General features: G+C 34.3%; 13 protein-coding genes. 11 read left to right on the top strand and 2 right to left on the bottom strand.

Annotated features, from left to right (window positions below; genetic code table 11):
• The first annotated feature begins 274 nt into the window (after window positions 1–274).
• Window positions 275–859 (top strand): MBL fold metallo-hydrolase, encoded by a 585-nt coding sequence (locus DW269_RS11050; protein ID WP_117459939.1) that lies wholly within the window; start codon window positions 275–277, stop codon window positions 857–859.
• Between the two features lie 37 nt (window positions 860–896).
• On the opposite strand, the gene DW269_RS11045 is transcribed toward DW269_RS11050, so the two are convergent.
• Together DW269_RS11045 and DW269_RS11040 are read right to left on the bottom strand one after the other, a co-directional pair.
• A complete protein-coding gene (locus tag DW269_RS11045; RefSeq protein WP_233502504.1) occupies window positions 897–2,018 on the bottom strand; it encodes a cell wall metabolism sensor histidine kinase WalK in 1,122 nt (373 codons plus the stop codon).
• Entirely contained in the window at window positions 2,018–2,713 is a 696-nt protein-coding gene (locus DW269_RS11040; RefSeq protein WP_040389648.1) for a response regulator transcription factor, read from the bottom strand. Before DW269_RS11040 ends, DW269_RS11045 begins: the two co-directional genes overlap by 1 nt.
• 156 nt (window positions 2,714–2,869) lie before the next feature.
• Between DW269_RS11040 and DW269_RS11035 the strand changes: the two genes are divergently transcribed.
• The 10 genes from DW269_RS11035 (at window position 2,870) to DW269_RS10990 (ending at window position 11,447) form a co-directional block, all read left to right on the top strand.
• Window positions 2,870–4,471, top strand: a complete 1,602-nt coding sequence (locus tag DW269_RS11035) for a CTP synthase (RefSeq protein WP_006504831.1) — start codon at window positions 2,870–2,872, stop codon at window positions 4,469–4,471.
• Window positions 4,472–4,528: 57 nt separating this feature from the next.
• Window positions 4,529–5,011, top strand: a complete 483-nt coding sequence (ispF, locus tag DW269_RS11030; RefSeq protein ID WP_117459935.1) for a 2-C-methyl-D-erythritol 2,4-cyclodiphosphate synthase — start codon at window positions 4,529–4,531, stop codon at window positions 5,009–5,011.
• Between the two features lie 115 nt (window positions 5,012–5,126).
• The gene (locus DW269_RS11025) at window positions 5,127–5,903 is read left to right on the top strand and encodes a DUF5011 domain-containing protein (protein WP_117459933.1); all 777 of its coding nucleotides are present in this window, start codon (window positions 5,127–5,129) and stop codon (window positions 5,901–5,903) included.
• The gene (locus DW269_RS11020) at window positions 5,900–6,469 is read left to right on the top strand and encodes a rhomboid family intramembrane serine protease (protein ID WP_226793784.1); all 570 of its coding nucleotides are present in this window, start codon (window positions 5,900–5,902) and stop codon (window positions 6,467–6,469) included. The genes DW269_RS11025 and DW269_RS11020 overlap by 4 nt, the downstream gene beginning before the upstream one ends.
• The gene (locus tag DW269_RS11015) at window positions 6,466–6,894 is read left to right on the top strand and encodes a DUF188 domain-containing protein (RefSeq protein WP_117459931.1); all 429 of its coding nucleotides are present in this window, start codon (window positions 6,466–6,468) and stop codon (window positions 6,892–6,894) included. The genes DW269_RS11020 and DW269_RS11015 overlap by 4 nt, the downstream gene beginning before the upstream one ends.
• Window positions 6,884–7,711 (top strand): Cof-type HAD-IIB family hydrolase, encoded by an 828-nt coding sequence (locus DW269_RS11010; protein ID WP_117459929.1) that lies wholly within the window; start codon window positions 6,884–6,886, stop codon window positions 7,709–7,711. Before DW269_RS11015 ends, DW269_RS11010 begins: the two co-directional genes overlap by 11 nt.
• Window positions 7,695–7,874 (top strand): DUF4250 domain-containing protein, encoded by a 180-nt coding sequence (locus DW269_RS11005; protein ID WP_006504825.1) that lies wholly within the window; start codon window positions 7,695–7,697, stop codon window positions 7,872–7,874. Before DW269_RS11010 ends, DW269_RS11005 begins: the two co-directional genes overlap by 17 nt.
• Before the next feature lie 104 nt (window positions 7,875–7,978).
• The gene (gene ilvA / locus DW269_RS11000; protein WP_117459927.1) at window positions 7,979–9,181 is read left to right on the top strand and encodes a threonine ammonia-lyase; all 1,203 of its coding nucleotides are present in this window, start codon (window positions 7,979–7,981) and stop codon (window positions 9,179–9,181) included.
• Window positions 9,182–9,291: 110 nt separating this feature from the next.
• Window positions 9,292–10,494, top strand: a complete 1,203-nt coding sequence (gene ilvA, locus DW269_RS10995; protein WP_117459925.1) for a threonine ammonia-lyase — start codon at window positions 9,292–9,294, stop codon at window positions 10,492–10,494.
• An 86-nt stretch (window positions 10,495–10,580) separates the two neighbouring features.
• Window positions 10,581–11,447, top strand: a complete 867-nt coding sequence (locus tag DW269_RS10990; protein WP_195921559.1) for an ROK family protein — start codon at window positions 10,581–10,583, stop codon at window positions 11,445–11,447.
• The last annotated feature ends 64 nt before the right edge of the window (window positions 11,448–11,511 follow it).

The raw sequence follows: 11,511 nt of genomic DNA, 5'->3' as shown, positions 1-11,511 counted from the left end.
TCGAACCGCTGACCCTCTGCTTGTAAGGCAGATGCTCTCCCAACTGAGCTAAACCTCCAATATTCTTGGGATATACCGGCCGTTAGACCGATGCTTAAGTGTTAGTGCCATATCCCAACCAAGCACGCTCATATAATATACCAAGTGTTATGTGATTCGTCAACAGGTTTTTACAATTTTTTTAACTAAAATTAAATTTTTTTTTTTTGCCATTCTATCGCACTGTGCAATAAGAAAAGTTATAATTAAATGAGTGATAAAGGAGATATAAAAAATGGCAGAATTATTGTATCAAGGACATGGAAGTTATCGCATTGTATCTAATGAAGGTGTAGTGATTTATGTGGATCCTTATGCAGGTGAAGGTTATCATATGCCTGCAGATATTGTGATTGTAACACATGAACATAGTGATCATAATCAGGTTGATCTTGTTACATTAAAAGACGATGGTGTAATTTTAAGACATGGAGATCTATTTGTGGATGGTGGATATCCTATTAAGAAGATTAAGAAAGTAATGATTGAAGGAACACCTGCAGAAAATAAGAATCATACAAGAGAAGAATGTGTTGGTTTTATTATGACTGTAGATGGTATTACATTATATGGTGCAGGAGATACAAGCTATTATCCTGAAATGGAAAGCTTCAATGATTTAGATTATGCATTATTGCCAGTAGATGGTATTTATAATATGAGTGCACAGGAAGCAAGTCGTTGTGCACATGTAATTGATTCTCGTTATTTCATTCCTATTCATACTTCACCTACACAATTATATGATGAAGACATTGCGAAAAGCTTTAAATCACCTCATGCTTTATATATGAAGCCAGGTGAAAGGTTGAAATTATAGTCCAAAATGAAAAGACCACTTGATGTGGTCTTTTATGTTAGTTCTGATCGAAATATCTGTTGAATTTGACGATGAATGTTGTAATTTGATCATCACTTGTAACAGAAATATCACCATGATGAAGGTCTACTATATTCTTAGTGATTGCTAGTCCTAAGCCAGTACCACCTGTTTTAGAGTTTCGTGATGAGTCTGTACGATAAAATTTATTAAATAGAAGTGGGATATCTTCTGGTGCAATAGTATCACCATGGTTGATGACTTTAACAGTTGCATATTTCTCATCACCGGATACTTCTATCTTTAAATCGGTATTATGATAGCCATACTTGAGTGCATTAGAAATAAGATTATCAAATACACGGGCTAATAATTGACCATCTCCCTGAACATAGATATTCTCTTCAGGTAAATCTACTATTGGTGTAATATTACAGTCTTTAAATGAAGGATAGAACTCATCTGTCATCTGCATAATTAATCCAGATAGATTAATCATACTCTTATTCAACTTGATATCTGCATTATCAAGTTTAGTGAATTCAAAGAGGTCATCCATCATTTCCTGTAGACGTATTGATTTCTCATATGCAATACCAGAATACTTATGTACATCTTCTTTAGATAAAGCCGAGTCATCTTTAATCAACTCAAGATATCCTACAATAGTTGTAAGAGGTGTTCTCAAGTCATGGGCTACGTTTGTGATTAATTCATTCTTTTGTCTTTCTGCATTACGTTCTATATCTAATGCGGCTCTTTCTTTTTCTTTTAGCTTTTCGCTTTCTTTTTCTTTCGCAAGCAATGTTTTTGATAAGACATTGATGTTTGCAGCAAGAGAACCTAATTCATCATCATATTCTACTTCACACTGTACACCATAATTACCACTTGTTACCTGCTGGATAGAGCGTCTCAGCTTTCTGATATATTCAATTGTGAAATCAATCAGTTTAAAGAAGATTTCTACAAAGACAATAAAAGAAATGGCATAACATAATGCATAACGCATTTCATTTGGTACCGCAATAGGAATAATTCTATCGAATATAATTCCTAGAATAGAATAAATAAGAAATGCGACAAGATAACTTAATGTGATATTAATCAACAAACGCCATTTAAAAGAAGAAATAAACAGCTTTCTTAGTTTCTGCATCATAATTCGAACTTATAACCAATGCCCCAGACAGTAATAATATGTCTTGGTGTACGAGGCTGTCTTTCAATCTTTTCTCTTAGTTTTCTAATATGTACCATGATGGTATTGTTGGCATGTGTTGCTTCTTCATGCCATATTTTTGTATAGATATCTTCAGTAGAGAATACTGTACCAGGATGTGAGGCAAGTAATACTAAGATTTCATATTCAATCTTAGTTACAGCTACTGGACGATTATCTACAGAAACCATCTTCTTATTTGTATCAATAAGAAGGTCATTGGCCTGAATAATAGAATTATCTACACCAATAGGCTTACTATATACCTGATAACGTCTTAATTGTGACTTAACACGTGCCACTAATTCCATTGCATTAAAAGGTTTTGCGATATAATCATCAGCACCTTTTAATAATCCTTCAATCTTATCCTGGTCAGCTGTCTTGGCTGATACAAAGATAACTGGGATATTGTACTTTTCTCTGATCATCTCTAATGCTTGTATTCCATCTACCCCAGGCATCATCATATCTAGAATTACAAGATCAATCTTGAACTTTTCAAGATCACGTAATAATGTATACGCATTATAACGCTTTTCAACATGATAACCTTCTTGACTTAAATAAATTTCAATAAGATCACAAATTTCTTTTTCATCATCAATAACTAATATACGAGGTGTTTCCATATGTTTATCCTCCCAAGCCATATCATAATATAATTAATTAATAAAATAAAGAAAAGAATTGCATACGACGGGGGAATTTGCTATAGTTGTAAAGGGCACAAACGGGTCTTCCGTAGGTGCTTTTTTTTGTTTAATATAGAGAAAGAGGTGAAGAGAATGGCAAAATTCATATTTGTCACAGGTGGTGTCGTATCAGGTCTAGGGAAAGGTTTAACAGCTGCATCTTTAGGTAGAATATTAAAACAAAGAGGATTAAAAGTATTCATGCAGAAACTTGATCCTTATATCAATGTGGATCCAGGAACTATGTCTCCTTATCAGCATGGTGAAGTTTATGTAACAGCTGATGGTGCAGAAACAGACTTAGACTTAGGTCATTATGAACGTTTTATTGATGAAGACTTAAACAAAAACTCTTCAGTTACAACTGGTAGAGTATATAGCGATGTAATTTCTAAAGAAAGAAGAGGGGATTACTTAGGCGCAACAGTACAGGTTGTTCCTCATATCACAAATGCGATTAAGGACAAGATTTATGCTGCAGAAGAATCTTCTCAGGCAGATATCGTTATTACAGAAATCGGTGGTACTGTAGGAGATATCGAATCATTACCATTTATTGAAGCAATTAGACAGGTAAGACTCGATAGAGGCTACAAGAATACTCTTTATATACATACAACTTTACTTCCATATATTGGTGCCAGCCATGAAGTAAAGACTAAACCAACACAGCATAGTGTTAAAGAATTATTAGGATATGGTATCCAGCCAGATATCATTGTATGTCGTAGTGAACATACTATTTCTGATGAATTAAAGGACAAGATCTCTTTATTCTGTAATGTTCCTAAGGAAGCTATCATCTCTAACTATGATGTAGATGTTCTTTATGAATTACCAGTAGAATTATTAGATCAGCATATGGATGATGTTGTACTTGATCATTTAAGAATTGAAGCTCCTGAAGCTGATTTCACTGAATGGCGTGAATTAGTTGAAAGAGTTAAGAACTTAAAGGATACAGTTAAAATCAAAATGGTTGGTAAGTACTGTGAATTCCCAGATGCTTACTTATCAGTTAATGAAGCATTAAAACATGCTGGTTACTATGCAAATAGTGAAGTTGAAATTGACTGGGTTAACTCTGAAGAAGTAACTAAGGAAAATATCGCTTCTAAGCTTGCTGATGCTGATGGTATCTTAGTACCAGGTGGATTTGGTAACAGAGGTGTTGAAGGTATGATTGTTGCTATCCAGTATGCAAGAGAACATGATATTCCATTCTTAGGAATCTGTTTAGGTATGCAGTGTGCTTCTATTGAATATGCAAGAAATGTATGTAAACTTGATGATGTTAACTCATTAGAATTCGATAAGAACTGTATGACTCCATTAATTTCATTAATGCACGATCAGTCTTTAGAAAACATGGGTGGTACTCAGAGACTTGGTAACTACACTTGTGAATTAAAAGAAGGTACAATTGCACATAAGTTATATGGAAAGGATCTTATCCAGGAAAGACATAGACATAGATATGAATTCAATAATACATATCGTCAGATGTTAGAAGATGCAGGACTTGTTATCTCTGGACGTAATCCAAAGAGAGATTTAGTAGAAATCGTTGAAGTGCCTAACCATCCATATTTCGTTGCATGTCAGTTCCATCCAGAATTCAATTCTAGACCAAATAGAGCACATCCTCTATTCCAGGGACTTATCAATGCAGCACATAAAAAGAAATACAATTAATATATTGGCATGAGGGTAACCTCATGCCTTTTGTGTTACAATAAAAAGCATGGAGGTATGGTTATGCGTATAGGACAGTCAATGGATATTCATCAATTAGTAGAAGGAAGAAAGCTTATTCTAGGTGGTGTAGAAATTCCTTATGAAAAAGGGTTAAAGGGACATAGTGATGCCGATGTTCTTCTACATGCGATTATTGAATCAATCATTGGGGCATTAGGTGAAGGAGATATCGGTAAACATTTTCCTGATACAGATGATCGCTACAAAGGTATTTCTTCAATGATCTTGTTAGAAGAAACATATAAGTTGATGAATGAAAAAGGTTATAAGATTGGGAATGTGGATGCAATCATTATGACAGAACAGCCAAAGATGGCACCTCATATACCTACAATGAGACATAATATTGCGGAAGCACTTCATTGTGATGTGACACAGATTAATGTGAAAGCAACACGTGGTGAAAAGCTTGGCTTTGTAGGAAGAGGAGAAGGGATAGTTTCTCAGGCAGTCTGCTTACTTGAAAATGTGTATTAGTTATGTATTTTTTAAATAAGGTGATGTTTTTACATCATCTTTTTTGTCACTCAGATATCTTTTATTGTATAATGAAGGGGCGAAAGAGGTGATACTAGTGAAATGGAGGAACAAATTGATTACTGTCATTTTACTATTATTTATTTTCCTTGAATTGTTTTCTATTTTTAAGATTACCACTATGGCAACTTTTGAATTAAAACAGACAGTATTTACTTATGAATTAGGACAGGAAGTATCACAGAATATAGAGGATTATGTCATCTGTCCAGATAGAATAAAAAAATCACTTACTTTAAACTTGAAGCGTGTTAACTTGAATAAAGTAGGTAATTATAATGCAAGTATTGAATATGCAGGACGTGATTATGGCTTTAAGATTAAGATTGTAGATACAAAAAAACCAACAGTAAAACTTAAAAAGCTTGTTTATTATGTGAATCCTAATCAGCCACTCTATGCAAAAAATACAGTAGCTGAAGTCAATGATGCGTCTTTAACACAAATCTATTTCTTAAAGAAAGAAAATAGTGAAGAACTTGTGAAAGAGAAAACATATGAAAAGGTAGGTACATATATTGAACGTGTTGTAGTAAGAGATGAACAAGGTAATACATCTTTTCCAATGCGTATTAAAGTGATTGTAGCCAATGAGTTGGTTGTTCCTGTGATCAAAGGGGCAGAAGATAAAGTCATTCATATCGGGGATGCTTTTAACGCAAGAGAAGGTGTCACTGCATATGATAATGAAGATGGTGACTTAACAAATAAGATTGTTGTTACAGGTAAAGTACAGACTAATACTGTAGGACGTTATACTCTAATATATACAGTCACTGATAGTTCTAAGAATATGGCTAAGGTTACAAGAGTAGTGGAGGTTATTGAATGATCACATATATCTTTATGGCGATATGTATAGCAGTTTTTGTTTATATTAATTATTTTTCTAAGGATAATAAAACTTCAGAAGCAATGCATTTAGGTGCTTTATATACACCTTATGTAAAAAATAGAGGAGAATATTGGCGATTTATTACATCTGCTTTTATTCATACGGAATTTCTTCATTTATTTATGAATATGTACTGTATCTTCTATTTAGGACGTATGTTTGAAACACTCCTTGGACCAGTACGTTATTTAATACTTGTCTTAGTATCTATTGTGATGAGTTCATTGGCTACTTATTACTATTCTTATAGAGATTCTAGTGTGGATAACTCTATCACAATTGGTGCAAGTGGTTTATTCTATGGCTTTTTAGGAGCTATTATTGGACTAGGTTTATTTAAAGGTGGTGCTTTCTTTGATTTATTAAGAGGCTATTTACCTTGTATTGCGATTAACCTTGCCTTTACTCTTATGAATTCTCGTATTTCTAAGACAGGACATGTAGGTGGATTAGTTGGTGGATACCTCACTATGTATATTATGTATCTCTTAAAAGTGATATGAGAATACTAATTGATGGAGATGCAACGCCAGATATTGAAAAAATCGCTTTTTTGTGTGATAAATATGATATAAAGATGATAGTGTATTGTGACATGAATCATTTCTTTGATTATGAATCAGTTATTATGTGTGATCAGGGGAATGATAGTGTTGATTATGCTATTTTAAAAGATGTGAAGAAGGGTGATCTTGTGATTACACAGGATTATGGTGAAGCAGGTATGCTTCTTACAAAAGGTGCGATTGTTGTTCATCCTTCAGGGTTTATTATTGATTCCAACAATATAGACTCTCTTTTAATGACACGCTATATCAATGGAAAGATGCGTAAGCATCAACTTGTCAAAGGACCAAAGAAACGTACACAAGAAACAAGAAAGAGATTTTTAGAAACAATAGAGGGGATTATATCAAATGAAATATAAGTTAATTGCATTAGACTTAGATGGTACATTAAAGAATTCAGAAAATAAAATTACTGATGAAACACGTAAGACACTTATTAAAGCACAGCAGTTAGGTGCAACAATTGTACTTGCATCAGGTAGACCAACACCTGGTTTAAGACATGAAGCAGCTGCACTTGAATTAGAAAAGTATGAAGGTTATTTATTATCATTCAATGGTGCTAAGGTAATGGATGCGAAAACAAGACAGACTATGTTTGAACAGCGTTTGACTATTGAACAGGCTAAAAAAGCATATGATGAAGCAAAGAAACATAATCTTGCGATTATGACATATTATGATGATGCTGTTTATACTGAAGATGTAGATGATCAGTATGTGAATATTGAAGGACATATTAACGATATCGAAATTAAAAAGACTGAATCTTTTAAATCAATTTTAAGAGATCCTATTAATAAAGTATTATGTACAGGTGATCCTGAACATGTGGTTTCTGTATTAGAAGACTATAAGAGTGCCTTCCCAGGTTTAAGTATTTATCGTTCTGCACCATTCTTTATTGAAGTTATGGCACCAAATATTGATAAAGCAGCTTCTTTAGATAAGCTAGTAAAGATGCTTCATCTTACAAAAGAAGAAGTGATTGCCTTTGGTGATGGATTCAATGACTTATCACTCATTGAATATGCAGGCTGTGGTGTCGCTATGGCCAATGCAGTAGATGAAGTCAAAGAAAGAGCCGATGTTGTCACTTTATCTAATGATGAAGATGGTATTGCGTATATGTTGAAGAAACTAGAGGAGGAGTTAAGAGATGAATCAAATGCCTAAAGATCCAGTGATGTTACTTAGCTGGTTAAATATGAAACTCAGAGACCAATATGAAGATCTTGCAGATTTATGTTATGACTATCATATTCCTATGCAGGAAATCGTAGATAAGATGGAAGCTATTGGTTACCATTACACATACAAATCAAATCAGTTCAAATAAGAGTGTATAACCACTCTTATTATTTTGCCTAAAATTTGTCTTATTTAGAACCAAAATAACGCGATAACGTTAAAAATATAAATATATGGAGGAAAAATGAAAAAATGTTAGAGCTAAAAGATTTTGAAGAAGCAAAAAAGAGAGTAGACGAAGTGATCATTCCAACACCTTTGATCTATAGTCCAGCGTTCTCTAAAGAGTGTAGAAATATGGTTTATATCAAACCAGAAAACTTACAGAGAACTGGCGCATTTAAGATTAGAGGTGCTTATAATAAGATCATGAAGATGGATGATGAATCCAAGTCTAGAGGACTTATTGCCTCAAGTGCAGGGAACCATGCCCAGGGTGTGGCTTATGCAGCCCAGCAGTTAGGTGTTAAGGCTACAATTGTTATGCCTGCCCATACTCCACTTATTAAGGTAGATGCCACTAAGGCATTAGGTGCTGAAGTGGTTCTTCATGGTGAAGTCTATGATGATGCATATAATAAGGCAGTAGAATTACAGAAAGAACATGGCTATACATTTGTACATCCATTTGATGATGAAGATGTCATTGAAGGTCAGGGAACCATTGCCTTAGAAATTCTCAAAGAACTACCAGATGCAGATATTATTCTTGTACCAGTTGGTGGTGGAGGATTGATTTCAGGTATTGCCTGTGCCGCTAAGAAAATCAATCCTGCAGTGAAGATTATCGGTGTAGAACCAGAAGGAGCGGCAAGTGCCCTTGCTGCCATTAATGAAGATCATGTGGTATCATTAAATGAAGCAGTAACTATTGCGGATGGTACAGCTGTTAAGACAATTGGAAAAACGCCATTTGAATATATTAAACAATATGTAGATGGTATCATCACAGTCAGTGATTATGAATTAATGGCTGCATTCTTAGTACTAGTAGAAAAACATAAACTTGTTGCTGAAAACTCAGGTATCCTTTCACTTGCTGCACTAAAGAAACTTAATGAAAAGAATAAGAAGGTTGTCTCACTCATTTCTGGTGGTAATATTGATGTACTTTCTATTTCTTCTATGATTAATAAAGGACTTATTGAAAGAGGTAGAATCTTCTCATTCTCATTACAGCTTCCAGATAGTCCAGGTCAGTTAGAGAAGGTGGCTCATATTCTTAATGAATGTAATGCGAACGTTGTCACTGCAGATCATAACCAGTTCAAGAATTTCGCTAGATTCTCTGAAGTAGAATTAAGAGTCACTTGTGAAACAAATGGGGAAGCGCATATTGTATCTATTATTGAAACATTTAAAAAGAATGGATTTGAAATTCAGCGTATCAACTAAGGAATAGCAATCAGCTATTCTTTTTTTATAAAATTAAGTAAAAATTTAGTTTTAATAGAATAATAATGGTGCTATAATGTGAAAAACAGATTTTTGAGAGGGGGATTTAAGTGTTAGAACTAAAGAATTTTGAAGAGGCAAAGAAGAGAGTGGATGAAGTCATTCTTCCTACACCTTTGATCTATAGCCCAGCTTTTTCTAAAGAAAGTAGAAATACTGTTTATATCAAACCAGAAAACTTACAGAGAACAGGCGCATTTAAAATTAGAGGTGCTTATAATAAGATCATGAAGATGGATGATGAATCCAAGTCTAGAGGACTTATTGCATCAAGTGCAGGAAACCATGCTCAGGGTGTGGCTTATGCCGCCCAGCAGTTAGGTGTTAAGGCTACAATTGTTATGCCTGCCCATACTCCACTTATTAAAGTAGATGCCACTAAGGCATTAGGTGCTGAAGTGGTTCTTCACGGTGAAGTCTATGATGATGCTTATAATAAGGCAGTAGAATTACAGAAAGAACATGGCTATACATTTGTACATCCCTTCGATGATGAAGATGTCATTGAAGGTCAGGGAACAATTGCCTTAGAAATTCTCGAAGAACTACCAGATGCAGATATTATTCTTGTACCAGTTGGTGGAGGAGGATTGATTTCAGGTATTGCCTGTGCTGCAAAACTTATTAAACCAACAGTTAAGATCATCGGTGTAGAACCAGAAGGAGCTGCAAGTGCCCTTGCTGCCATTAATGAAGATCGTATTGTTTCATTAAATGAAGCAGTGACTATTGCGGATGGTACTGCAGTTAAGACAATTGGTGAAAAGCCTTTTGAATATATTAAACAATATGTAGATGGTATTATCACAGTCAGTGATTATGAGTTAATGGATGCATTCTTAGTACTTGTAGAAAAACATAAGCTTGTAGCTGAAAATTCAGGTATTCTTTCACTTGCTGCATTAAAGAAACTCAATGAAAAGAATAAGAAGGTTGTTTCACTTGTATCAGGTGGTAACATCGATGTACTTTCTATTTCTTCTATGATTAATAAGGGACTTATTGAAAGAGGAAGAATCTTCTCATTCTCAGTACAGCTTCCAGATATTCCTGGACAGTTAGAAAAAGTTGCACATCTATTAAATGAATGTAATGCGAATGTTGTAGCGGTTGATCATAACCAGTTCAAAAACTTCGCAAGATTCTCAGAAGTAGAATTAAGAGTCACTTGTGAAACAAATGGGGAATCTCATATCGATACAATTGTTGAAACATTTAAACAGAATGGTTTAGAAATTCATCGTGTTAACTAGGGAATAACGTAACGTTATTCCTTTTTTCGTCTATTTCACTATTGTGCATTTTTTTGTGATATCCTATAGATAGGAGGAAAATTGATATGTTACTAGGAATTGATGTAGGAGGGACTTCTGTCAAATATGCAACATGCGATGAAAAGGGTCATTTATTTGACAAGGGGTCTTTTAAAACACCTGATACTTTAGAAGACATGTATCAGGCTATTGAAACTATTTTTAAAGAAAGAGATGTTGATGGTATTGCGTTAAGTATGCCAGGAGCTGTTGCAAGTGATGAAGGTGTCATTTATGGTGCGTCTGCCATTGACTATATTCATGGTCCTAATATAAAGAAGGATCTAGAAGAAAGATTACAGACACGTGTAGAATTAGAAAATGATGCCAACTGTGCAGCACTTGCTGAAGTATGGCTAGGTGCCGCTAAAGACAACCAGGATTGTTGCTTTGTGGTATGCGGTACAGGTATTGGCGGTGCTGTGATTAAGGATAAGAAGATTCATAAGGGACAGCATCTTCATGGTGGTGAGTTTGGTTATATGATTAATAACTTTGATGCAGATTCACTTGAGTTTAACTTTTGGTCTCTTGATTCTACAGTTGCCATCGTCAAGGGTGTAGAAAAAGAACTAGGTGAAACATATGATGGACGTTATATTTTTGATCATGCCAATGAAAATGAAGTATTCAAGAAGTATGTCAATCGTTTCTATTATGCTCTTGCAGTAGGTATTTATAATATTCAATATTCCTATGATCCAGAAGTGATTATTATTGGTGGGGGCATCTCTGTAAGAGAAGATATGATTGATGAAATCAATAAGCGTTTAGATATTATTATAGATAAGGTTGAACCAGCGCGTATTAAGCCTGTTGTAAAGAAATGTGCCTTTGCGAATGATGCCAATATTATTGGTGCAATCTATCACTATTTAACAATTTCTAAATAGTAAAATAAAAAAACCCGAATTGCAAGCAGAAACTGGAAATAAGAAGATAAATTAGTTTTTGTAG

The organism is Catenibacterium sp. AM22-6LB, assembly GCF_003435615.1.
Classification (GTDB): Bacteria; Bacillota_I; Bacilli_A; order Erysipelotrichales; family Coprobacillaceae; genus Catenibacterium; species Catenibacterium mitsuoka_A.
This window is presented reverse-complemented; position numbering and strand designations above follow the sequence as displayed.